Origin of the sequence: Pseudonocardia endophytica, from assembly GCF_004339565.1 — a bacterium.
Lineage (GTDB): Bacteria > Actinomycetota > Actinomycetes > Mycobacteriales > Pseudonocardiaceae > Pseudonocardia > Pseudonocardia endophytica.
Genome location: NZ_SMFZ01000001.1, coordinates 3,122,758 through 3,146,022, shown reverse-complemented (window position 1 = coordinate 3,146,022; position 23,265 = coordinate 3,122,758). Strand labels below are relative to the sequence as shown.

Here is a 23,265-nt window from a genome sequence, read left to right as displayed (position 1 = left end):
ACCGAAGTACTGTCGTGGCAATGCTGAGTGCGACGACGGGTGCCCGGGCGGCGTTGGTCTCCGGGATCGGGCACTGCCTCCCGTCGGACGTCGTGACGAACCACGACCTCGCCGCCCGCCTGGACACCACGGACGAGTGGATCCGCACGCGCAGCGGGATCAGCGAGCGGCGGGTCGTCGCGGCCGGGCAGGCCACGTCGGACCTGGCGACCGAGGCCGGACGGCACGCGCTCAAGTCCGCAGGACGCGACGGCGTCGACCTCGTCGTGCTCGCGACGAGCACGCCGGACCACCGGTGCCCGTCCACCGCGCCGACGGTCGCCGCGCGGCTCGGGCTCGGCACCGTCCCGGCGTTCGACGTCGACGCCGTCTGCTCCGGCTTCCTCTACGGGCTGTCCGTGGCGCGCAACGCCGTCGTCGCAGGCCAGGTGGAGTCGGTGCTGCTCGTCGGTGCGGACACGTACAGCACGCTGGTCGACCCCGACGACCGGACGACCGCGTTCCTGTTCGGCGACGGGGCCGCCGCCGTCGTGCTCACGGCGGGCGACGCGACCCGACCCGGCGCCGTCCACGAGGTCGAGCTCGGCAGCGACGGCAGCCTCGCCGAGCTCATCGAGGCCCCTGGCGGCGGGCCGCTACGGATGCAGGGCCAGGCCGTCTACCGGCAGGCCGTGAGCCGGATGACCGACACCGCCCGCGGCGTCGTCGAACGCACCGGATGGACGGTCGAGTCGCTCGACCGCTTCGTCGGGCACCAGGCGAACCAGCGGATCCTGGACGCCGTCGCGACCCGGCTGGGGATCGGCGCGGACCGTGCGCTGAGCAACGTCGCCACGGTCGGCAACACGGCCGCCGCGTCGATCCCGCTCGCCCTGTCCCAGGCCCACGACGACGGCCTGCTCCGGCCGGGTGAGCGGATCGCCCTTGCCGCGTTCGGCGGCGGCGTGACCTGGGGCGCGGCGACGCTGACCTGGCCGGATCTCTAGAGGACGACCTCGCCGTACATCTCCCCGAGCGGGTCGGAGATCAGCTCGATCCGGGCGCCGTCCGGGTCGCGGAAGTAGACCGAGACGCCGGAGTGCACCTCGTGCTCGACGCCGGCGTCGGACAGCCGCTGCACGAGCTCGTCCCACCGCGCGGGCTCGACGCTGATCGCCATGTGGTGCAGCCCGCCGAGCACCTCGGCGTACGGGCCGACGTCGAGGCCGGGGAAGTCGAAGAACGCGATCAGGTTCCCGTTGCCGATGTCGAAGAAGAAGTGCGACGAGCCGGGGTAGTCCCGGTTCTCGATCAGCTCGGTCAGCGGGAAGCCGAGCACGTCCTGGTAGAAGCGCACGGTCCGCTCGACGTCGCTGGACACCAGCGCCGTGTGGTGCAGGCCCCGCGCCGTCGAAGCGGGACGCTCTGCGGCCGGCGTGAGATGCGCCTCGCGGATCCGGGCGCGGGCTGCTTCGTGCTGGTCGGTGTCGGTCATGACGTCTCTCCGGAATCGGGATGGAAGCCGGCCGCGACGAGGTCGGCGAACTCGGGATGCTTGTCGATGTAGCCGCGCACGAACGGGCAGTACGGCTTGACCGCCCGTCCGGCCGCACGCTCGGCGTCCAGCGCGCCGCGGATCAGGATCGACCCGAACCCGCGGCCGCCGTACTGCTGTTCGACGAGCGTGTGCGTGAACGACGTCGTGTCACCGCGGCGCCGGTACTCCGCGAACCCGGCGACCTCGTCGCCGAGCCGCAGCTCGTACCGGTCGCCGGTGTCGACGACGGTCGGCTCGTCGGCCATCAGGCCACCGCCTCGACGGTGGCGGCAGCGGCGGCGTCACGGGCCGCGACGAGCGACGCGTGCGTCGGCGCCTCCGGCACGTGCGCCGGCTTGAGCGCGGCGAACTCCTTGCGCAACACGGGAACGACCTCCTCGCCCAGGATGTCCAGCTGCTCCAGGACGGTCTTCAGGGGAAGGCCCGCGTGGTCGATCAGGAACAGCTGGCGCTGGTAGTCCCCGACATAGTCACGGAATCCGAGCGTCCGGTCGATCACCTGCTGCGGGCTGCCGACGGTCAGCGGTGTCTGCGTGCTGAACTCCTCCAGCGACGGACCGCCGCCGTAGACCGGGGCCCGGTCGAAGTACGGCCGGAACTCGTCGATCGCGTCCTGCGAGTTCTTCCGCATGAACACCTGCCCACCGAGTCCGACGATCGCCTGGTCGGCGTCGCCGTGCCCGTAGGCCTCGAAGCGGCGGCGGTAGAACTCGACCATCCGCTGCGTGTGCTCGGCCGGCCAGAAGATGTGGTTGTGGAAGAAGCCGTCGCCGTAGAACGCGGCCTGCTCGGCGATCTCCGGGCTGCGGATCGACCCGTGCCAGACGAACGGGGCGACGCCGTCGAGCGGCCGCGGCGTGGACGTGAAGCCCTGCAGCGGCGCACGGAACCTCCCCTCCCAGTCCACGACGTCCTCGGTCCACAGCCTGCGCAGCAGCGCGTAGTTCTCGATCGCCAGCGGGATGCCCTGCCGGATGTCCTGGCCGAACCACGGGTAGACCGGGCCGGTGTTGCCGCGTCCCATCATCAGATCCACCCGGCCGCCCGCCAGGTGCTGCAGCATCGCGAAGTCCTCGGCGATCTTCACCGGGTCGTTCGTCGTGATCAGCGTCGTGGACGTGGACAGCTCGAGCGTGCGGGTGCGGGCCGCGATGTAGGCCAGCGTCGTCGTCGGGGACGACGAGACGAACGGCGGGTTGTGGTGCTCACCGAGCGCGACGACGTCGAGACCGACCTCCTCGGCCTTCTCGGCGATCCGGACGACGGAGTCGATCCGCTCCGCCTCGGACGGCGTGCGCCCGTTCGTCGGGTCGGTCGTGACGTCACTGACCGTGAAGACACCGAACTGCATGACCATCCGCTCCTGTAGTTGACGTGTCACCAACATACTCCGGAACCTGCGTGACGTGTCAACTATTCCGTTAGACTGGTGTCGTGACCGAAACCCGCTGGCTGGACGACCGGGAGCAGCGCGCATGGCGCGGTTACCTGGCCATGCAGGCCCGGCTGCACGCCCGGCTGAACCGCAGGTTGCAGGACGAGTCCGGGCTGTCGCTGGCCGACTTCGACGTGCTGGTGGCCCTGACCGACCGGGCCAGGCAGGACGGCGGGGCGCGGATGCGTGTCCACGAGCTCGCCGACACGCTGCAGTGGGAGCGCAGCCGTCTGTCCCACCAGTTGTCCCGGATGCAGCGCAGGGACCTGGTCGAGCGCGAGGAGTGCGAGGACGACGCCCGCGGCGCGTTCGTCGTGCTCACCGCGCAGGGGCGGCGGGTGATCGAGCAGGCCGCGCCGCCACACGTCGAGGCCGTCCGCGAGCTGGTGTTCGACGGGCTGGACGACGGCCAGGTGGACGCGCTCGCCCGGATCACGGAGATCGTTCTGGGCCGCGTCGGCCGCTGACCGCTTTCGCTTGCGGGGCAACATCGGCCAGGATCGAACACGTGGACACCGCGAGCACCGGAGCTCTCTTCCTCGGCATCGACCTCGGGACCGGGTCCGTCAAGGGGACGTTGACGACCGTCGACGGCGACGTCGTCGCGACGACCACGCGGCCGGTCACGGTGCAACGCCCGCAACCGGGGTTCGTCGAGATGGACGCCACGACGCAGTGGTGGGACACCGTCTGCTCGATCGCGCGGGAGCTGGCCGACGTCGCGGACGGCCGGACGGTGGCCGCCGTCGGGGTCTCCGGGCTCGGACCGTGCCTGGTGATGACCGGCGACGACCTCGAGCCGCTGCACCCGGCGATCCTCTACGGCGTCGACTTCCGCGCCGAGGAGCAGATCGCGTCGATCAACGCCGCACTCGGCGCGGCCGCGGTGTTCGAGCGGTGCGGCAAGGACCTGTCCAGCCAGGCCGTCGGGCCGAAGCTGGCCTGGGTGCGCGAGCAGCTCCCGGAGGTCTGGGAGAAGGCGACCCGCTGGTTCGGCTCGCACTCGTTCGTGGTCGCGCGCCTGACCGGCGAGTGGGTGCTCGACCACCACACCGCGAGCCAGGTCGACCCGTTCTACGACCTGGCCGCCCGGGACTGGGCGGGGGACTGGATCGCCGAGCTGCTCGGTGACCTGTCGCTGCCGCGGCTCGGCTGGCCGCACGAGATCGCCGGGCACCTGCGACCGGACGCGGCCGAGGCGACCGGCCTTCCGGTCGGGACCCCGGTCGTGTTCGGGACGGTGGACGCGTGGGCGGAGGCGTTCAGCGTCGGCGCGCGCAGGCCCGGTGACCTGATGCTGATGTACGGATCGACGATGTTCATGATCCAGGTACTGCCGTCGGCGGCGTCGAGTCCCGGGCTGTGGACCACGTGCGGCGTCGAGCCGGACTCGTACACACTCGCCGCGGGCATGTCCGCGGGCGGCAGCCTGGTCACCTGGACGCACGACCTCGTCGGTGGCGCCCCGTACGACGAGCTGATCTCCGAGGCACGCGCGATCCCGCCCGGCTCCGGCGGTCTGCTCGTGCTGCCCTACTTCGCAGGGGAGCGCTCACCGATCTACGACGCGTCCGCGCGCGGCGTGGTCGTCGGCCTCACGCTCGAGCACGGTCGCGGCCACCTGTTCCGCGCCGCCTACGAGGGTGTCGCGCACGGCATCCGGCAGAATCTCGAGGTCATGGCCGGTGTCGTGGGCCGGCCCGAGCGGGTGATCGCGGTCGGCGGCGGTGTGCAGGGCGGGCTGTGGACGCAGATCGTGAGCGACGTGCTGGGCGTGCCGCAGGAGCTGCCGGCGGTCACCGTGGGGGCGAGCTACGGGGACGCGCTGCTGGCCGCGATCGGGACCGGGGCCGTCCCGCCGTCGACCGACTGGACGCGGGCGGCGGAGATCGTCCGCCCGGACCCGGACGCGGCAGCGCTCCACGACCGGTTCCACGAGTCGTACCGGACGCTCTACCCCGCCACCCGGGAGCACATGCACGCGATGGCGGCGGCGCAGCAGGACGGGAGCTGACGACGCCTCAGGTGTCGAGCTGCTTCTCCAGCGACGTCACCGACGTGTCGGTCAGGTGGGCCAGCGTGTTCGTCACGCGCAGCAACCGGTCCAGGGCGGGGCCGCGGTTCGCCAGGCGCAGCACCACGCCCGTCGACTGCGTCCGCCTGCGGATCATCAGCAGCGTGGACAGCCCGTAGGAGTCACAGAAGTCGAGCCGGCGGCAGTCCAGCGTGAGCTCCCGGAGCCGCGGATTCTCGTCGAGATGACGGATGATCTCGTCGAGGACGACGTCGGAGCCGTCGTAGTCGAGCTCGCCGTCCAGTTCCAGGCAGGACCGGTCCGGGCCCGTCCGGCTCCACGAGCAGGTCAGGGGTCGGGGAGCGGTCATGCGGGCCTTCCCGGTCGATGGATGCGGTCGCCGGTCGTCGGGTCGCCGGTCGTCAGGTCGTCGAGCGCGGTACCGAGCAGCCGGGCCGCCCGGTCGAAGTCCCGGAGCTCCGCGGTGAGCAGCTCGAGCGCGGGCGGCATCGTGCTCCTCGGGACGCCACGCGCCTCCAGGATGCCCGCCGTCCACCGCAGGAACGACAGGAACAGCTCGTCGTCGCCGGCGTAGAGCGCGGTGGCCAGGAAGTCGACGATGTGCCGGACGTCCTCGGCCGTGTGCTCGCGCTGGATCGGTGTGTAGTCCCGCATCGCCGGGACCCGGTCCTCCAGGCCCTGCATCACGGCGCCGACCAGACGGGTCGTGCTGCGCGTGACCAGCGTGTACTCCTGGTCGCTCAGGTGCGGCAGGTCGTCGAACGGCTGCGCGTGCGGTCGCTGCGGCGTCGGGAGCGGGGACGTCGCGAGACGGTCGGCGGCCGACCGCGCGTCCGGAGCCCACGCGTCCGCGCCGAGCAGCTCGGCGTAGCGGCCCTGCGGCCCGAACGCGGCTCCACCGACGATCACCGGAACGCCCGCCGCCTGGCAGGCCGAGATCGTCGCGTGCGCGACCGGCAGCCGGGTGGCGATCATGCCGGACAGCGCGACGGCGTCCGGTCCCGTCCGGTGCAGGTGGGTGATCAGGTGCGGCGTGGGCACCTGCGCGCCCAGGTAGTCGACGGTGAAGCCGCGCAGCGTCAGCACCTCGGCCAGCAGCCGGGCGGGCAGCGCGTGCCACTCGCCGTCGACGCACGCCACCGTGATCCGACCGAGGCGTGCCTCCGGCCGGTCCCTGGCCAGCGTGAGCGTCCCGATCACGCGGTCGTTGATGGCCGTCGCCGCGTGCTCCTGCGCCACGCTGATCCTGTTGGCGGCCCACTCGGCGCCGGCACGGGCCTGCACCACGCCGATCACGTCCAGCAGCACCGACTCGACGTCGAGCCCGTCCCGCAACGCGTCGACGGTGATGTCGACCGCCGCGTACTCGTCGCTGCGCAGCACCGCGTCCCACAGCAGGTCCGCGTAGCGCGTCGAGAGCGACCGGCTGCCGTCGGCGGTGGCGGTGGTCATGCCGTGAACCGACCCCTGCCATGCCCTCCGACGGCCGTCAGATGCTGTCCGCGCGGGGCCGTGATCGCCAGCACGGCCATGTCGTCGTGGTCACGGTCGCTCTGGCCCACCCACTGGGCGGCCAGCATCTGCACGCGTTCGACGACCGCTTCGGCCGGCATCCCCGCGCACTCCGCCAGCGCGGCCTGCAGACGCTCCTCACCGAACTGGTCGTTCCCGAGCGGGCCACCGCGGGCCTCGGTGATGCCGTCGGTGAACAGCAGGCAGGTCTCGCCGGGTGCGAGCGTCATCTCCGCCGTCGTCGTCTCGATCGTCGGGAGCGCGCCGACGACCGTCCCGAGCGTCGCCGCCTCCTCGACGCGGCCGTCCGTGCGGACGACGAGCGGCGGCGGATGGCCCGCGCACGTCAGGCGGAGCCGCACGTCGGGGCCGTGCCGCGAGACCGAGGCGAGCACGAGCGTCACGAACCGGGTGTGGTCCGAGGACAGCAGGGCGTCGTTGAGAAGCCCCAGCATGTGCTTGTGGTCGCGGGCCAGCGGACGCAGTGCCTGCACGACGCTGCGGATGCGGCCGGTCAGGACGGCCGCATCGAGCCCCTTGCCGCACACGTCGCCGAGCACGGCGAGCGTCTCGGCGCCCGACGCATCGTCGTCGGCAGGGTGCAGGTCGTAGAAGTCGCCGCCGACGCGCTCGTGGTCGGCCGACGCGCGGTAGCCGCCCGCGTACTCGACGCCGCCGACGTGCGTCAGTCTCGGCGGCAGCAGGTCACGCATCAACGTCTCGGTGATCGACGCCTGCTGGGCGAACATCCGGGCCGACGACATGGCGAGCCCGGTCCGGGCCGCGAACTCGCGGGCCGTGGACTCCTCGTCCTCGGTGAACGGTCCGCTCGCCGCCCGGCCGAGCAGGACCAGCGCACCTGCGGGCACCCCGTGCCCGGGTAGCGGCGTCACCACGATCGAGCCGACCTCGCCGAAGCCATCGGGCGTCAGCCAGTCGGGAGCCAGCGCCGGGTCGATCCAGCGCGACGGCACCGGCGGGAACCCGCGCAGCGCCTCGGCCAGGCCGGGGACCTCGTCCGGGTCGATCCGCAGGACGGTGCGTTGCGGGGCCTCGCCGTGCCGGCAGACGACCGTCTCGTAGCGGCCGCGCGACGCGGGTGTGATGACCAGCGCGCCGTCGGCGAGACGGTCCGAGGCCAGCTCGGCGGCCACCTCCATGCACCGCGTCAGGTTCAGTGCGCCCAGCAGAGCGGCCGAGGCGTGGCTGAGGAACGCCGCCCGGTCCTGCTCGACGCGCAGGCCCTCGCGTGCGGAGCGGACGTCCGTGTCGTCGTCGAACCACCAGGTGACGGAGTCGTCCTCGGTGAGCACCGGCCTGCCGACGATGCTCCGGTCGGCGACCCAGCCCCGCGCCTCGTCGGAACGGCCGCCGACGACACCGGCGTGACCGTCGGTGAGCCACCCGGGCAGGCCGTCGGAGACCGTGGCGCCCGTCCGCGCGGCCGGGAACAACGTCCCCGCGGCGTCGTTGACCGCGCGCACGGTGCCGTCGGCACCCAGCACCAGTGCAGGACACGGCGACGCCTGCCAGCGCACGTCGGCGACGGCGGTGGTGCTCGCAACGGTCTCGGACTCGGTCACGTCGTGGGCCGGGGAGCGGCCTCCCACCTCCTGCCGGACGTCGGGTGGACGTCTCGCCACGGTACCCGTCCCGGCCGGTCCGTCCACGCCGGACGTACCCGATCGTTGTAGGTCGCACGGCATCGACCGCCGACCGAACACCGAGTTCCGCCCGCCGGAAACCGTTCAGGGGGTGACGGCGGCACCGGGGTACTGGTCGGGGCGGGCCGAGCGGGGATCGAGCGGGTCCACCGACGACGGGTCGGCCAGCCGTTTGTCGGACGGCCGGTTCACCGACCGGACGCCGGCGTCGGCGAGCGTGATGAGCGGGACGGCCAGCAGCGCGCCCGGGATGCCCGCGACGATCAGTCCACCCGCGATCGGGAGCACGACGGCGAGTGGATGCAGCTTGACCGACCGCCCGAGCAACAGCGGCTGGAGGATGTACCCCTCGATGTTCTGGACGGCGACGAGCAGCGCCACCACCAGCAGAGCGTCCACCCACCCACCGGTGACCAGCGCGATCAGCACGGCCACGACGCCGGTGACGATCGCGCCGAGCGTGGGGACGAACGCGCCGAAGAAGATCAGCGTGGCGAGCGGGACGGCGAGCGGGACACCGATCAGCCACAGCCCGACGCCCGCCGTCACGGCGTCCACCGCGGCCACGACGACGATCGCCCGCGTGTAGCCGACCAGCGAGGCGAACGCGCGTCGCCCGGCGACGTCGGTCCGCGGACGCGCCGCGCGCGGGACACCGGACAGCACGAACCTCCAGATCTTCGGTCCGTCGTGGACGAAGAACGTGAGCACGAACAGCGTCAGGAGCATCTCGGTCGCCGCCTCTCCGGCCGTGCCGAGTGCGCCGACGATGTTTGTCGCGAGTGCGGTCTGGTTGCGCTGCAGTGTGTTGACCAGCTCCGAGGTGAACGAGCCGACGCGGGCGTCGTCGAGGTGCAGCGGGCCGGTCGCGAGCCATTCCTGCGCCGCGACGAGGCTCTGCCCCAGCTGCGTCGACAGGTCCGGCAGGCCGGCGAGGAAGGCGGCGACGACCGCCCAGAGGATGCCGCCGAACAGCGCGAGTCCGCCGATCACGACGACCCCGGTGGCGACACCACGCGGCATGTGCGGGATCCGCCGGAGCTGACGTGCCGCCGGCGACAGCAGCGCGGAGAGGATCAGGGCGATGACGACGGGAACGACCAGCAGGGAGAGCTGGGCGACGACCCAGATCAGCACGGCCACGGCGGCGGCGAGCAACAGGCCGCGCCACGCGAGCCCGGTCGCCAGTGCGAGTGCGGGTGGGACCTGCCTGCCTGTCCCGCCCAGCCCGTCGGCCAGCTCGGATCCGGCGGCGGAGCCCTGCTCCGCGGGCGGAGCGTCGGGTGTGTCGTCCTCACCGCGTCCGGGGTGCGTGCTGTCCGTCACGAGCCGTCCTGTCCTCCCGCCGACCGGGACGAGCGGCACTCCCGGCACGAGAGTCGGTCAGGCCGATCGCCGAACGCTAGAGCACGCCGGGTGGCGTACGCACCACCCGGCGTGTCCGTTCGCGACGACGTGTCAGCGCTCGACCTTGAACCCGAGCTTCATGCTGACCTGGAAGTGCTGGACGTCGCCGTCCTCGAGGTGCAGACGGATGTCGGTCACCTGAGCCCAGTCCAGGTTCTTGAGCGTCTTCGACGCGTCGTCGATGCCACTGCGGATCGCCGCGTCGACGCCGTCCGGGGAAGTGCCGACGATCTCGGTCACAGAGTAGGTGTTGGCCATGAGGTGAGATGCCCGGGTCCGGGGTGCCCGAAACCCGCGGATCGCGGGCAGAGGACGCACCCGTCCGGCGGTGCACCTCACCAGCCACCTGGGCGAACCGGAAATTCCCGGCAGTTGCCGGGCTAGGGTGCCGACATGGGGGACCTCGTCAAGACGAACGATGTGCCGGGGCGAAAACGTCTCATCTTGGACGGAGCTGCGGAAGTCCTGGCCGCCAACGGGTTCCACGGTGCCCGGATGGCCCAGATCGCCGGTGCCAGTGGCATCACGGGACCGGCGCTCTACCGGCACTTCGCCGGCAAGGACGCGCTGCACGCCGCCGTCATCGAACGCGGGATCGACATCGTCGAGGAGACGATGGCACGTGCCGGCGCCGGGCCGCCGGACACGGTGCTGGGCGAGACGGTCGCCGGTCTCGCGAGGAACGGCATCGAGCACGCTCCGTTGTGGCTGATCCTGCTCCGCGACGCCAGGCACCTCCCGGCGGAGGAGCGAGCCCGGCACTCCCGCCGCGCGGCGGCGATCGTCGACGATCTCACCGCCCGGGTCGCGGCCGTCCGGCCGGACCTGCCGCCGTGGGGTGCCGAGCTCGTCGCGCGCGCTCTGCTCGTGTTCACCGCGTCGCCGTCCGGCTCGCGGGTGAGGGGGATGAACGACACCCGACGGCGGCGGCTCCTGGAGCGGATGCTCCTGCGCCTGACCGAGGTGCGGTTCGACGCCGACGGTGCCGAACCGCCCGCGACACCCGGCGACCTGCCTGCGCCGGTCGCCAGGGCCGCCCGCCGCGAGGCCATCATCAACGCGGCGCACCACCTGTTCCGGCGGCACGGGTTCCACGCAGTGAGCATGGAGGACGTCGCCGTGGCCGCCGGGGTCACCGGGCCGACCGTCTACAGCTACTTCGAGAGCAAGGCGGAGCTGCTGGTCGTCGCGCAGCAACGTGGTTCGTCCTGGCTCGCGCTGTCGCTCGAGCACGTCATGCGGATCGAGCAGTCCGCCACCGGCCGGTTCGACAGGGGCATGCGGTCCTACGTGGACTTCGCCCTGGACCACGGCGACACGATGGCCGTGCTGGTGCGGGAGGCCTGCAACCTGCCGGAGAGCCAGATGCCGACGGTGCTGCGGGACCACCACGACTACACGACCGAGATGGCGGCCCTGCTGCACGCCGCGCGTCCGGGCCTCGACGAGCCGGCCGCCCGTTTCGTGGTGTGCGGTGGCCTCGACCTGGTGAGCTTCATGGCGGTCAGCCGCCGGTACGTCGGCTGGGCCGATCTGCGCGCCCACCTGCTCTCGCTCGTCGACGCGGTGTCGTCGATCGGGGAGTCCTGAGCGGCGGTTCGGTGGAGATGGGGAGTGCCCCCCGCCGGACCGCGACGCGCATTCGCCCCCGACGCGCTGCAGGGTCCGGCGAAGGGCACTCGCCGGGTCCAACGCGTCGGACGATCGCCGGATATGCCCCGGATCCGGTGACGATGTGCCACACCGGAGCGGCGTCCCGGTCGTGTCCGGCGTCACAAAGATCGAAGATGGCGCTTCGACGGGCTCAGGGGGCCTCCGTCGGGCCCGTCGCGCAGGGTGGGGCGTCTCTGACCTGGGCGAACACCCGGTAGATCGCACAAGGACCCCCCGGTTTGACCCTGCCGGACACCGGGGCGTAACTTTCTCTCCGTCAGCGAGACAGCCGGACAGAACGCCTCCTCGGTGGGGCGGTCAACAGGCCCGCTGGCCACATCCTGTAGGACCTGGTGAAGCTTCGGCTCGTGGGTTTCGGGGTGTTTGAGGTAGTCGCTTCGGTCGGCTCACTGTGAGGTGGGTGGCTGTGTGCGGGTGTCTTTTGAGAACTCAACAGTGTGTCGAGCTTTTTTGTTTGGCGCTTTGGTTTTTGTGCCAGATTGTTTTGTGCTGCTGCTGCGGATCCCGTCTGTGGTGGTAGTGCGTTTGTTGGTCAGGGTTTTGTTGGAGAGTTTGATCCTGGCTCAGGACGAACGCTGGCGGCGTGCTTAACACATGCAAGTCGAGCGGTAAGGCCTTTCGGGGTACACGAGCGGCGAACGGGTGAGTAACACGTGGGTGACCTGCCCTCAGCTCTGGGATAAGCCTGGGAAACTGGGTCTAATACCGGATAGGACTATGGGATGCATGTCCTGTGGTGGAAAGTTTTTCGGCTGGGGATGGGCCCGCGGCCTATCAGCTTGTTGGTGGGGTGATGGCCTACCAAGGCGGTGACGGGTAGCCGGCCTGAGAGGGCGACCGGCCACACTGGGACTGAGACACGGCCCAGACTCCTACGGGAGGCAGCAGTGGGGAATATTGCGCAATGGGCGGAAGCCTGACGCAGCGACGCCGCGTGGGGGATGACGGCCTTCGGGTTGTAAACCTCTTTCGCCAGGGACGAAGCTTTTGTGACGGTACCTGGAGAAGAAGCACCGGCCAACTACGTGCCAGCAGCCGCGGTAACACGTAGGGTGCGAGCGTTGTCCGGAATTATTGGGCGTAAAGAGCTCGTAGGCGGTGTGTCGCGTCGGCCGTGAAAACTTGGGGCTTAACTCTGAGCGTGCGGTCGATACGGGCATCACTTGAGTTCGGCAGGGGAGACTGGAATTCCTGGTGTAGCGGTGAAATGCGCAGATATCAGGAGGAACACCGGTGGCGAAGGCGGGTCTCTGGGCCGATACTGACGCTGAGGAGCGAAAGCATGGGGAGCGAACAGGATTAGATACCCTGGTAGTCCATGCCGTAAACGTTGGGCGCTAGGTGTGGGGACCATTCCACGGTTTCTGTGCCGCAGCTAACGCATTAAGCGCCCCGCCTGGGGAGTACGGCCGCAAGGCTAAAACTCAAAGGAATTGACGGGGGCCCGCACAAGCGGCGGAGCATGTGGATTAATTCGATGCAACGCGAAGAACCTTACCTGGGTTTGACATGCACAGGATTGCGGCAGAGATGTCGTTTCCCTTGTGGCCTGTGTGCAGGTGGTGCATGGCTGTCGTCAGCTCGTGTCGTGAGATGTTGGGTTAAGTCCCGCAACGAGCGCAACCCTTGTTCCATGTTGCCAGCGGGTTATGCCGGGGACTCATGGGAGACTGCCGGGGTCAACTCGGAGGAAGGTGGGGATGACGTCAAGTCATCATGCCCCTTATGTCCAGGGCTTCACACATGCTACAATGGCTCATACAGAGGGCTGCGAGACCGTGAGGTGGAGCGAATCCCTTAAAGTGAGTCTCAGTTCGGATCGGGGTCTGCAACTCGACCCCGTGAAGTTGGAGTCGCTAGTAATCGCAGATCAGCATTGCTGCGGTGAATACGTTCCCGGGCCTTGTACACACCGCCCGTCACGTCACGAAAGTTGGTAACACCCGAAGCCGGCGGCCCAACCCCTTGTGGGAGGGAGTCGTCGAAGGTGGGACTGGCGATTGGGACGAAGTCGTAACAAGGTAGCCGTACCGGAAGGTGCGGCTGGATCACCTCCTTTCTAAGGAGCTCACCATGTGGTGAGGGTAGACCGCCCTGTTTCGGTGGGGTGGTTCTCCTTTCATTGATCCACTGTTTGGGCCGGTTGGTCCGGGTGGTGGCTGGGTGGAACGCAATACCAAGTTGATAGTGCCGAATGGATGAGCTCGCACACTGTTGGGTCCTGAGAAGACACCGTCTTCTTTCGGCCATCGCTTTCGTCTGGTTCCTAATGCCCGCGTGTGTGGGTGGTGGTTCTGGTGCGGGGGTGTGTGGTGGTGTGTTGAGTGTTGCATAGTGGATGCGAGCATCTTGTTGTGGTCAAGTTGTTAAGAGCACATGGTGGATGCCTGGGCATCAGGAGCCGATGAAGGACGTGGGAGGCCGCGATAGTCCTCGGGGAGTTGTCAACCGAGCTGTGATCCGAGGGTGTCCGAATGGGGTAACCCAGCGCCCGTCATGGGGCGTTACCCGTATCTGAATTCATAGGGTGCGGGAGGGAACGTGGGGAAGTGAAACATCTCAGTACCCACAGGAAGAGAAAACAATAGTGATTCCGTGAGTAGTGGCGAGCGAAAGCGGATGGTGGCTAAACCGTGTCCGTGTCAAGCCGGCAGGTGTTGCGGGTGCGGGGTTGTGGGATTTCGCCGTTAGTTCTCTGCCGAGAGCTGGATGAGTGTTGTGTGGTGTTAGTGGAACATCTCTGGGATGGATGGCCGTAGTGGGTGAGAGCCCCGTACGCGAAAACACTGTGCACGTCATGGGCGTTGTTCCCGAGTAGCAGCGAGCTCGTGGAATTCGTTGTGAATCTGGCGGGACCACCCGTCAAGCCTGAATACTACCTGGTGACCGATAGCGGACGAGTACCGTGAGGGAAAGGTGAAAAGTACCCCGGGAGGGGAGTGAAAGAGTACCTGAAACCGTGTGCTTACAAGCCGTCAGAGCCTTGCGGGGTGATGGCGTGCCTTTTGAAGAATGAGCCTGCGAGTTATGCTTCGTGGCGAGGTTAACCTGTGTGGGGTAGCCGTAGCGAAAGCGAGTCCGAATAGGGCGTTGCTGTTTTGCAGCTGAGTCGCGGGGTGTAGACCCGAAGCGGAGTGATCTACCCATGGCCAGGGTGAAGCGTCGGTAAGACGTCGTGGAGGCCCGAACCCACCAGGGTTGAAAACCTGGGGGATGAGCTGTGGGTAGGGGTGAAAGGCCAATCAAACTTCGTGATAGCTGGTTCTCCCCGAAATGCATTTAGGTGCAGCGTCGTGTGTTTCTCACCGGAGGTAGAGCACTGGATGGCCTAGGGGGCCGACAAGCTTACTGAAGTCAGCCAAACTCCGAATGCCGGTGAGTGAGAGCGCGGCAGTGAGACTGCGGGGGATAAGCTTCGTGGTCGAGAGGGAAACAGCCCAGATCACCGGCTAAGGCCCCTAAGCGTGCGCTAAGTGGGAAAGGATGTGGGATCGCCGAGACAACCAGGAGGTTGGCTTAGAAGCAGCCATCCTTGAAAGAGTGCGTAATAGCTCACTGGTCAAGTGGTCCTGCGCCGACAATGTAGCGGGGCTCAAGCGTACCGCCGAAGCCGTGGCAATGCCGGTTCGTCCGGTGTTGGGTAGGGGAGCGTCCTGCATGTGGTGAAGCCCGTGAGTGATCGTCGGGTGGAGTGTGTGGGAGTGAGAATGCAGGCATGAGTAGCGAATGCAGAGTGAGAATCTCTGCCGCCGTATGACCAAGGGTTCCTGGGCCAGGTTGTTCCGCCCAGGGTGAGCCGGGACCTAAGGCGAGGCCGTCAGGCGTAGTCGATGGACAACGGGTTGATATTCCCGTGCTCGTGATAGTGCGTCCATGCTGGGGCCGGTGATGCTAACCATCCGAACCCATCCTCTAGCGCCCTTCGGGGTGTGTCTGGGTGGGGGAGCGTGGGATCCGATCCGGTAGTAGGCAAGCGATGGGGTGACGCAGGAGGGTAGCTCCGCCACGCGGTGGTTGTCGTGGTGTAAGCCTGTAGCCCGACGTCCAGGGAAATCCGGGCGTTGTGAAGGGTGAGAGGTGATGCGTAGCCGATTGAGGCGAAGTAGAGTGATCCCGTGCTGTCGAGAAAAGCCTCTAGTGAGTGCTGTTGCGGCCCGTACCCTAAACCGACACAGGTGGTCAGGTAGAGAATACCGAGGCGATCGAGTGAACTGTGGTTAAGGAATTCGGCAAAATGCCTCCGTAACTTCGGGAGAAGGAGGGCCATTCGCCTTGAAGCCCCTTTGCGGGCTAGGGGTGGGTGGTCGCAGAGACCAGGCCCAAGCGACTGTTTACTAAAAACACAGGTCCGTGCGAAGTCGCAAGACGATGTATACGGACTGACGCCTGCCCGGTGCTGGAACGTTAAGAGGACCTGTTAACTCCTTTCGGGGGGTGAAGCGGAGAATTTAAGCGCCAGTAAACGGCGGTGGTAACTATAACCATCCTAAGGTAGCGAAATTCCTTGTCGGGTAAGTTCCGACCTGCACGAATGGCGTAACGACTTGGGCGCTGTCTCGACCACAGACTCGGCGAAATTGCATTACGAGTAAAGATGCTCGTTACGCGCGGCAGGACGGAAAGACCCCGGGACCTTTACTACAGCTTGGTATTGGTGCTCGGTTCGGCTTGTGTAGGATAGGTGGGAGACTGTGAAGCGGCCACGCTAGTGGTGGTGGAGTCGTTGTTGAAATACCACTCTGGTCGGACTGGGTGTCTGAACCTCGGGCCATGATCTGGTTCAGGGACAGTGCCTGGTGGGTAGTTTAACTGGGGCGGTTGCCTCCTAAAGGGTAACGGAGGCGCCCAAAGGTTCCCTCAGCCTGGTTGGTAATCAGGTGGTGAGTGTAAGTGCACAAGGGAGCTTGACTGTGAGACTGACGGGTCGAGCAGGGACGAAAGTCGGGACTAGTGATCCGGCACCTCCTGGTGGAAGGGGTGTCGCTCAACGGATAAAAGGTACCCCGGGGATAACAGGCTGATCTTGCCCAAGAGTCCATATCGACGGCATGGTTTGGCACCTCGATGTCGGCTCGTCGCATCCTGGGGCTGGAGTAGGTCCCAAGGGTTGGGCTGTTCGCCCATTAAAGCGGTACGCGAGCTGGGTTTAGAACGTCGTGAGACAGTTCGGTCCCTATCCGCCGCGCGCGTTGGAGACTTGAGGAAGGCTGTCCCTAGTACGAGAGGACCGGGACGGACGAACCTCTGGTGTGCCAGTTGTCCCGCCAGGGGCACGGCTGGTTGGCTATGTTCGGAAGGGATAACCGCTGAAGGCATCTAAGCGGGAAGCTCGTTCCAAGATGAGGTCTCCCACCACCTTGAGTGGTTAAGGCTCCCAGTAGATGACTGGGTTGATAGGCCGGAGATGGAAGCCCTGTGAGGGGTGGAGTTGACCGGTACTAATAGGCCGAGGGCTTGCCACAACGTGTTGTTCGCATCCACTGTGTGACCCTGAGCACACCACCACTGTGTGGTGGTTTGTTCTGGGTGAAAGTAAGAATTGGATAGTGTTGTCGGTGGTTATGGCGGTAGGGGAACGCCCGGTCCCATTCCGAACCCGGTAGCTAAGCCTTCCTGCGCCGATGGTACTGCACTCGACAGGGTGTGGGAGAGTAGGTCGCCGCCGACATTCAACCTGGGGAATAGCCCGTGGATTCGTTCCACGGGCTATTTCTCGTTTCGAACCCTCAGATTCCGGTGCCGACGGCATCGTCGACGCTGCGGTGCCCGTCGGCGCGGAGCAGAACGGCGAGCTCGCGGTGCAACCGTGACGGCCAGAGCAGCCCGCCGTAGACGAACGCCGTGTACGCCTGCACGAGGGAGGCGCCCGCACGGATCCGGCGGTACGCCTCGTGGGCGTCCTCGATCCCACCCACGGAGATCAGGACCGGGCCGGCGCCGAGACGCGCTCGCAGCCGCGTCAGGACGGCGAGCGCGCGGTCGGCCAGCGGTCGCCCGGACAGCCCGCCCGCGCCGGCGTCGGCGACCGTGGCGGCGTCCGTGACGAGCCCGTCGCGGGAGACCGTCGTGTTCGTCGCGACGATCCCGTCGAGCCCCAGGCGCGCAGCGAGATCGGCGACGGCGTCCACGTCGTCGTCGGCGAGATCGACCGTGATCTTGACGAGCAGCGGGACCCGCCTGCCGACCGGCAGGTTGTCGAGCTCCTCGCGCACGGCCACCAGGAGCGGCTCCAGGGCGTCGGCCTGCTGCAGGTCGCGCAGACCGGGCGTGTTCGGCGAGCTGACGTTCACGACCATGTAGTCGGCGAACGGGCCGAGCAGCCGTGCGCTCGTGCGGTAGTCGTCGACGGCGCGGTCGGCCGCCACGACCTTGCTCTTGCCGATGTTCACCCCGAGCACGGGCGCCCCGGCCGGACGGTCGGCCCGCCAGTGCTCCAGCCGTGCCGCGACGGCCGGGGCGCCCGCGTTGTTGAACCCCATGCGGTTCACCAGCGCGCGGTCGTCCGGGAACCGGAACAGGCGTGGCTTCGGGTTGCCCGGCTGCGCCTGCCCGGTGACCGTGCCGATCTCCACGGCACCGAAGCCGATCCGGCCGGCGGCCGTCATGCCGCGGGCCTCCTTGTCGAACCCCGCGGCGAGGCCGAGCGGGCCGGCGAACTCGAGCCCGAGCGTCCGGACCCGGAGCACCGGGTCGGACGGCCCCAGCGCGGCGCCGAGCCGTGGTCCGGCCAGCGGTGCGGCGCCGAGGCCGCGGAGCACTCCGGCGCCGAGGTGGTGCGCGGTCTCGGACGGGATGCGGCGCAGGGCGTGGCGGAACAGCGTGTCGTACACGGGTGACATCGTCGCAGTGCCGTTCAGGTGGTGTTTCGGGACAACCGGAGCTGGTCGAGGACACGCCGGTCGCGCTTGGTCGGGCGGCCCGCGCCGCGATCCCGGCGGGCGAACACCGGCGCCGGGACGGCCGGCTCGGCAGGTGTGTGGTCGACGTAGCACTCCTGCGCGATCGGCGCCCCGACACGCTTCTCGATGACCTTCGTGACCTCGACCGTGCGCGTGCGGTCGTAGACCCGGGCCCGGACCCGGTCGCCCGGGCGGACAGGGGTGGCGGGCTTGGCCGGCCGGTCGTTCACGCGCACGTGCCCGCCGCGGCACGCGGTCGCCGCGTCCGAGCGGGTCTTCGCCAAGCGCACGGACCACAGCCAGCGGTCCAGGCGGGTCGACTCCATCGCCGTCCATCCTGCCACCGGATCGTCGTGCTCAGTAGTACGTGACGCCCGGCGACCCGCCACCGGCGGCGACCGCGTCCCCGTTCACGGCGACGCCGCGCGGCGAGCACAGGAACGCGACGACGTCGGCGACCTCCTCGGCCGTCGTCATCCGCCCGATCGTCGTCGTCGCGTCGAGCGCCGCACGCGCCTGGTCCTCGGAGACGCCCTGCGCGCGGGCGCGGTCGGCGATCAGGCCCGGCATCCGCTCGGTCCAGGTCAGGCCCGGGTGCACGACGGTGACGTTGACGCCCTGCGGCCCCAGTTCCTCGGCCAGCGCCGCCGTCATCGACGCGACCGCGACGTTGCGCACGGACCCGACCAGCGACGACGACTTCCGTGCGTTCAGGCCGCTGACGTTGACGATCCGTCCCCATCCCTGCTGCGTCATCAGCGGCGCCAGCGCGCGGGCGCAGCGCAGGTAGCCGAGCAGCTTCGTCTCCAGCTCGACGCGCACGGCGTCGTCGGTGATCTCGGAGAGCGTCGGCAGCGGTCCGGACCCCGCCGGGCGGGCGGCCGCGTTGACCAGCACGTCGACCCCGCCGAACCGCTCGGTGACGGTGGCCGCCATGGCCCGCACCGACCCGTCGTCGGACGTGTCCGCGACGACCGTCTCGACCCGCCCGCGGGCACCCTCCCGCAGCCGGGCCGCGGCCTCGTCGAGCGCCGAGGCGTCCCGGGCGACGATCGCCACGTCCGCACCCTCGGCGGCGAGCACCGCCGCCACCGCGTACCCGATGCCGCGGCTGCCGCCGGTCACGACGGCCCGCTTGCCACCCAGTCGGAGATCCATGCTCCCACGGTGCCGCATCCACGCCCGGCGTGATCGGGGACCGAGGCGTTCTCCGGCCACCGGTGGCCGGAGAACGCCGGATCCGCCGATCGTCGACAGGACGACACGATCCGGTCCGGCCCGGTTCGACCGGATCGAGCGGATTCCGCCTAGGCTCACCACGTGGCCGAGCCGATCGACTCCGTGATCGTCGTGTTCAACCCCGGCAGCACCGGTGACGCGGCGACCCTCGCGGACGAGCTGCGCGACCAGCTGCGGGCCGCGCGGCCCGATCTTCCGGTCGAGCTGTGCCCCACCGAGTACGCCGGCCACGCACGGGACATGGCACGGAAGACGGCGGCCGGTCCGGGACACCCGCTCGTCGTGTCCGCCAGCGGCGACGGCGGCTACAACGAGGTCGTCAACGGGATCATGGACGTGCCCGGGACCGGGGCGGCGGCCGCTGTCCTGCCCGCGGGCAACGCCAACGACCACGACCGCGTCACCTCCCGTCGACCGTTGCGCGACGCCATCGTGGACGGACGTCCCGAGCCGATGGACCTGCTCGCGCTGCACGTCGACGACCGCCCGGTCCACCACGCGCACTCCTACATCGGGTTCGGGCTGACCCCGGTCGTCGCGCTGCAGATCGAGAAGGGTGGCAAGGGGACGCTGGGCGAGGTCTGGACGACGGTCCGCTCGTTCTGGCGGTTCACGCCGTTCGAGCTGGAGTTCGCCGACGGCAACCGCCGGAGGATCGACAACCTGGTGCTCGCGAACATCCCGGAGATGGCGAAGGTCGCCGAGCTGTCCGACGGTCGCCCGGACGACGGCCGGTTCGAGGTGATCCTGATGGAGCACCGTCCGAAGTGGCGGGTGCTGTTCACGGCCGTCAAGGCGGCGATCAGCGGACTGGGGCGCCAGCCCGCGACGGCGGAGTTCCGGTTCACCTCGGTCGGCCCGATGCCGGTGCAGATCGACGGCGAGATCGACGACGTGCCGGCCGGCGCCGCCGTGTGCGTCCGGATCGCCCCGGGAGCGCTGTCCGTCGTCCGCTGACGGCGCTCAGGCGAACGAGACCGCGATCTCACCGAGTGCGGCGTCCGGACCGAACGTCGCGCGCACGCGGTCGCCCGCCGCGATGGGCGCCGGCACGGTCGTCGTCCCGGTCGTGACCACGCTGCCCGCGGCGAGATCGGCCCCGAACGCCGGAAGCGTGTCGGCGAGCCACGCGAGCGCCGTCCACGGATTCCCGAGCACGGCCCCGCCACTGCCGGTGGCGGGCTCGGCGTCGTTGATCCACAATGCGGTGCCCGTCGTGGACAGGTCCAGATCGAGCCCGCCGGTGATCTCCGGACCGAGCACGAACAGCCCGGCGCAGGCCGCGTCGGCGAGCAGCTGGGGACCACCGGCCGTCGCGAAGTCGGCGAAGCGCGACTCCGGGAACTCGATCGCGCAGTGCACGGCCGCCACGGCGGACCGCAGCTCGCCGGCCGACGCGCCGGCGGCGACGTCGTCGCCCATCACGAACGCGAACTCCGCCTCGGCGACGGCCATGTACAGCCCGTCGGACGGCAGCACGGCGCCGGGCGCGTAGCGGAAGCGCTCGAACAGCGGGCCCGGCAACGGTGCGTCGACGCCGATGTGGGCCTGCCCGGCGGCCGCGGTGGCGGCGAGCTTCCAGCCGTAGGCCGGCCCGGCCCGCTCGGCCAGCCGCTGCTGGGCGGCGAAGCCCTCTGCCGGCGTGCGCGGGCGCAGCAGCTCCGGCAGCGACGCGAGACGCTCGTGCGTCGTCCACGCCTGCCACAGCGTGCCCGCGGTGCCGTCGGCGCGGACCAGGTCGACGGCGTCGGGGTCCGGATCGCCGGATACGGGGTGCGCCGCGGTCATCCAGCCGATCCTGCCAGTCGACGTGTGGCCATCACAGAGGCGACCCGGGACACCCGCGGGTCGGACATCGCCCGCTCCAGCCCGACGGGGAGCGGCAGCCGCCAGTTCGGGTACTCGTCGACGGTGCCGGGCAGGTTCGGCTGCCGGGTCTCGCCGAGCACGTCGTAGAGCGACGCCAGCACCAGCCGGCACGGTGCCGACGCCAGCAGCGCGTGCATCGCGACGACGATCGCGTCCTCGTCGGCGTCCACCGATTCCAGATGGCCCTCGTCGACGAGCAGCGCCACCAGCTCGGCCCGCTCGGCGGCGGCCTTCGCCCGTTCCGCGGCCGGGTCGTCGAGGAGCCCGAGCTCGGCGCGGACCCGGACGTGCTCGCCGCGCAGGAACCCGGGCGCGGTCGGCAGGTCGTGCGTCGAGATCGTCGCGACGGACCGTTCCGGCCAGCGCGACGGCGGCTGCAACGGCCCGTCGTCGCCCCCGGTCTCCGGGTCGGGGTCGCGGGAGAACCAGAGCACGGTCGAGCCGTACACGTGGGAGCGGTCCATCTCCTCGCGCACCTCGGGCAGCACCGTGCCGAGGTCCTCGCCGACGATCAGCGCGCCGGCCCGGTGCGCCTCCAGCAGCAGCGTCGCGAGCATCGCGTCGGCGTCGTAGGACACGTACGTCCCGCGATCCGCCGACCGGCCCTCGGGAACCCACCACAGCCGCCACAGACCCATCACGTGGTCGATCCGCAGCCCGTCGGCGTGCCCGAGCAGCGCGCGGACCATGTCCCGGAACGCCGCGTAGCCGGTCTCGGCGAGCCGGTCGGGGCGCCACGGCGGCAGGCCCCACGTCTGACCGCGCTGGTTGAAGGCGTCCGGCGGGGCGCCGATCGACGCGTTCAGGGCCAGCACGTCCGCCCATGCCCAGGCGTCGGCGCCCTCTGGGTCGCAGCCGACGGCGAGGTCGTGGATGACGCCGACCGGCATGCCGGCCTCGCGCGTGGCCCGGCGGACGTCGGCGAGCTGCGCGGCCGCCTGTTCCTGGACCCACCCGTGGAACGCGACGCGCGGGGCCAACTCGGCGCGGGCGGCGGCGACGGCGTCCGATCCGGGGTCGCGCAGCTCCTCCGGCCACCGGCCCCAGCGTCCGCCGTACCGCTCGGCGAGCGCGCAGTACGTCGCGAATCTCTCCAGTCCGGGCTCGGGATCACGCGGTTCCGGGCGGCCTTCGTTGCGCCACAACAGCTCCAGCGCCGAGCGTTTGGCGGCCCACACCCGGTCGTGCTCGATCCGATCGCCCGCCTGCTCGGGGCGAAGGGCGTCCACCTCCGCGCGCGTCGACGGGTCGGCCGCCGCGTAGGCGGGGAGGTCGGTCACGCGGATCGCCAGCGGCGTCGTGAACCGCCTGCTCGACGGCGTGTACGGCGAGGGCTGTACGGGGGGCACCGGCGTGATCGCGTGCAGCGGGTTGAGCAGGACCGCTCCGGCTCCGTGCTCACGCCCCGTGGTGCGGACGAGGTCGGCCAGGTCGCCGAGGTCGCCGATCCCCCACGAGCGCGCCGAGTGCAGCGCGTAGAGCTGCAGCATCCATCCCCAGGTCCGCGGCGGGTCCGGAAGAGCGGGCGGTGCGACGACGACGGTCGCCGTCCGCTCCGGCGTCTCCAGCGTGTAGCGGCCGGGTTCGAGACCTGCCGGGAGCTCGCCGTCCACGTCGCGCCGGGTCCCGTCCTCAGCGGTCAGGACGCCGTCCGCGGGGATCGGCCTGGCCCGGTCGGCGCGCATGCCGATCGTCGCGGGCAGCGCGTCCCGTTGCCGTGCGGCCGCCAGCGCGTCCCGCCGGGAGTCCGGGGTCGAGGCGTCCACTCCGAGCAGGGCGAGCACCTCGACGACGACGTCCGCGTCCACGTGGTGCTCGCGCCGCGCGCCGTCGAGGTACGACACGGCGACCCCGTGCGCGCGGGCGATCTCCGCGAGATCGTCGTCGACGGTTGCTCCGTCCGTGTCACGTGTCATCGCACGATCCTCGTCGATCGGTGCTCACCCCGCGCGCACACGTGCTGAGCAGCCCTGATGTCGACACGCGGACCTCGT

At 69.5% G+C, this 23,265-nt stretch carries 18 protein-coding genes and 3 rRNA genes; 8 read left to right on the top strand and 13 right to left on the bottom strand.

Features of this window, described 5'->3' with window-relative positions:
* The first annotated feature begins 20 nt into the window (after positions 1-20).
* Positions 21-986, top strand: coding sequence for a beta-ketoacyl-ACP synthase III (locus tag EV378_RS14380; RefSeq protein ID WP_132425187.1), 966 nt, complete (start codon positions 21-23; stop codon positions 984-986).
* On the opposite strand, the gene EV378_RS14375 is transcribed toward EV378_RS14380, so the two are convergent.
* The 3 genes from EV378_RS14375 to EV378_RS14365 are packed head-to-tail and all read right to left on the bottom strand — an operon-like array spanning position 983 to position 2,888.
* A complete protein-coding gene (locus tag EV378_RS14375) occupies positions 983-1,474 on the bottom strand; it encodes a VOC family protein (RefSeq protein WP_132425184.1) in 492 nt (163 codons plus the stop codon). The genes EV378_RS14380 and EV378_RS14375 overlap by 4 nt on opposite strands.
* Positions 1,471-1,782, bottom strand: a complete 312-nt coding sequence (locus tag EV378_RS14370) for a GNAT family N-acetyltransferase (RefSeq protein WP_132425181.1) — start codon at positions 1,780-1,782, stop codon at positions 1,471-1,473. Before EV378_RS14370 ends, EV378_RS14375 begins: the two co-directional genes overlap by 4 nt.
* Positions 1,782-2,888, bottom strand: a complete 1,107-nt coding sequence (locus tag EV378_RS14365) for an LLM class flavin-dependent oxidoreductase (protein WP_132425178.1) — start codon at positions 2,886-2,888, stop codon at positions 1,782-1,784. The genes EV378_RS14370 and EV378_RS14365 overlap by 1 nt, the downstream gene beginning before the upstream one ends.
* A gap of 143 nt (positions 2,889-3,031) precedes the next feature.
* Between EV378_RS14365 and EV378_RS14360 the strand changes: the two genes are divergently transcribed.
* Positions 3,032-3,439, top strand: a complete 408-nt coding sequence (locus tag EV378_RS14360) for a MarR family winged helix-turn-helix transcriptional regulator (RefSeq protein WP_132427895.1) — start codon at positions 3,032-3,034, stop codon at positions 3,437-3,439.
* Between the two features lie 41 nt (positions 3,440-3,480).
* Positions 3,481-4,986, top strand: a complete 1,506-nt coding sequence (locus EV378_RS14355) for an FGGY-family carbohydrate kinase (RefSeq protein WP_132425175.1) — start codon at positions 3,481-3,483, stop codon at positions 4,984-4,986.
* Between the two features lie 7 nt (positions 4,987-4,993).
* Here the strand turns inward: EV378_RS14355 and EV378_RS14350 are convergent, their stop codons facing one another.
* The 5 genes from EV378_RS14350 to EV378_RS14330 form a co-directional block, all read right to left on the bottom strand.
* Positions 4,994-5,356: an STAS domain-containing protein gene (locus tag EV378_RS14350; RefSeq protein ID WP_132425172.1), complete on the bottom strand. Its 363-nt coding sequence runs from the start codon at positions 5,354-5,356 to the stop codon at positions 4,994-4,996.
* Complete coding sequence (locus tag EV378_RS14345; RefSeq protein ID WP_132425169.1) at positions 5,353-6,459, bottom strand: cobalamin B12-binding domain-containing protein; 1,107 nt, start codon at positions 6,457-6,459, stop codon at positions 5,353-5,355. The genes EV378_RS14350 and EV378_RS14345 overlap by 4 nt, the downstream gene beginning before the upstream one ends.
* Complete coding sequence (locus EV378_RS14340) at positions 6,456-8,162, bottom strand: PP2C family protein-serine/threonine phosphatase (RefSeq protein ID WP_341540426.1); 1,707 nt, start codon at positions 8,160-8,162, stop codon at positions 6,456-6,458. Before EV378_RS14340 ends, EV378_RS14345 begins: the two co-directional genes overlap by 4 nt.
* A gap of 105 nt (positions 8,163-8,267) precedes the next feature.
* Positions 8,268-9,509 (bottom strand): AI-2E family transporter, encoded by a 1,242-nt coding sequence (locus EV378_RS14335; RefSeq protein ID WP_132425166.1) that lies wholly within the window; start codon positions 9,507-9,509, stop codon positions 8,268-8,270.
* Between the two features lie 132 nt (positions 9,510-9,641).
* On the bottom strand, positions 9,642-9,848 hold the full coding sequence (locus tag EV378_RS14330) for a dodecin (RefSeq protein WP_132425163.1): 207 nt from the start codon (positions 9,846-9,848) through the stop codon (positions 9,642-9,644).
* A gap of 135 nt (positions 9,849-9,983) precedes the next feature.
* Here EV378_RS14330 and EV378_RS14325 point away from each other — a divergent pair, with 135 nt between their 5' ends.
* From EV378_RS14325 to rrf, 4 genes are all read left to right on the top strand, one after another.
* On the top strand, positions 9,984-11,180 hold the full coding sequence (locus tag EV378_RS14325) for a TetR/AcrR family transcriptional regulator (RefSeq protein WP_132425160.1): 1,197 nt from the start codon (positions 9,984-9,986) through the stop codon (positions 11,178-11,180).
* Between the two features lie 624 nt (positions 11,181-11,804).
* A 16S ribosomal RNA gene (locus EV378_RS14320) occupies positions 11,805-13,323 on the top strand.
* Positions 13,324-13,620: 297 nt separating this feature from the next.
* A 23S ribosomal RNA gene (locus tag EV378_RS14315) occupies positions 13,621-16,726 on the top strand.
* An 89-nt stretch (positions 16,727-16,815) separates the two neighbouring features.
* Positions 16,816-16,932: ribosomal RNA gene (rrf, locus tag EV378_RS14310) — 5S ribosomal RNA — on the top strand.
* Together the 16S, 23S and 5S rRNA genes form the textbook arrangement of a ribosomal RNA operon.
* A gap of 58 nt (positions 16,933-16,990) precedes the next feature.
* Here rrf and EV378_RS14305 read toward each other — a convergent pair.
* Genes EV378_RS14305 through EV378_RS14295 form a run of 3 tightly spaced genes read right to left on the bottom strand, consistent with a single transcriptional unit; the run spans position 16,991 to position 19,321 of the window.
* Positions 16,991-18,103 (bottom strand): quinone-dependent dihydroorotate dehydrogenase, encoded by a 1,113-nt coding sequence (locus EV378_RS14305; RefSeq protein ID WP_132425157.1) that lies wholly within the window; start codon positions 18,101-18,103, stop codon positions 16,991-16,993.
* A gap of 14 nt (positions 18,104-18,117) precedes the next feature.
* Positions 18,118-18,489 carry an RNA-binding S4 domain-containing protein gene (locus EV378_RS14300; protein WP_132425154.1) on the bottom strand — a complete coding sequence of 124 codons (372 nt, stop codon included), beginning with the start codon at positions 18,487-18,489 and terminating at the stop codon, positions 18,118-18,120.
* A gap of 31 nt (positions 18,490-18,520) precedes the next feature.
* Positions 18,521-19,321, bottom strand: a complete 801-nt coding sequence (locus tag EV378_RS14295) for an SDR family NAD(P)-dependent oxidoreductase (protein ID WP_132425151.1) — start codon at positions 19,319-19,321, stop codon at positions 18,521-18,523.
* Positions 19,322-19,483: 162 nt separating this feature from the next.
* Here EV378_RS14295 and EV378_RS14290 point away from each other — a divergent pair, with 162 nt between their 5' ends.
* Positions 19,484-20,359, top strand: coding sequence for a diacylglycerol/lipid kinase family protein (locus EV378_RS14290; protein WP_132425148.1), 876 nt, complete (start codon positions 19,484-19,486; stop codon positions 20,357-20,359).
* 6 nt (positions 20,360-20,365) lie between these two features.
* Here the strand turns inward: EV378_RS14290 and EV378_RS14285 are convergent, their stop codons facing one another.
* A complete protein-coding gene (locus tag EV378_RS14285) occupies positions 20,366-21,190 on the bottom strand; it encodes a 2-keto-4-pentenoate hydratase (protein ID WP_132425145.1) in 825 nt (274 codons plus the stop codon).
* Positions 21,187-23,187 (bottom strand): 4-alpha-glucanotransferase, encoded by a 2,001-nt coding sequence (malQ, locus tag EV378_RS14280; RefSeq protein WP_132425142.1) that lies wholly within the window; start codon positions 23,185-23,187, stop codon positions 21,187-21,189. The genes EV378_RS14285 and malQ overlap by 4 nt, the downstream gene beginning before the upstream one ends.
* Positions 23,188-23,265: the final 78 nt, after the last annotated feature.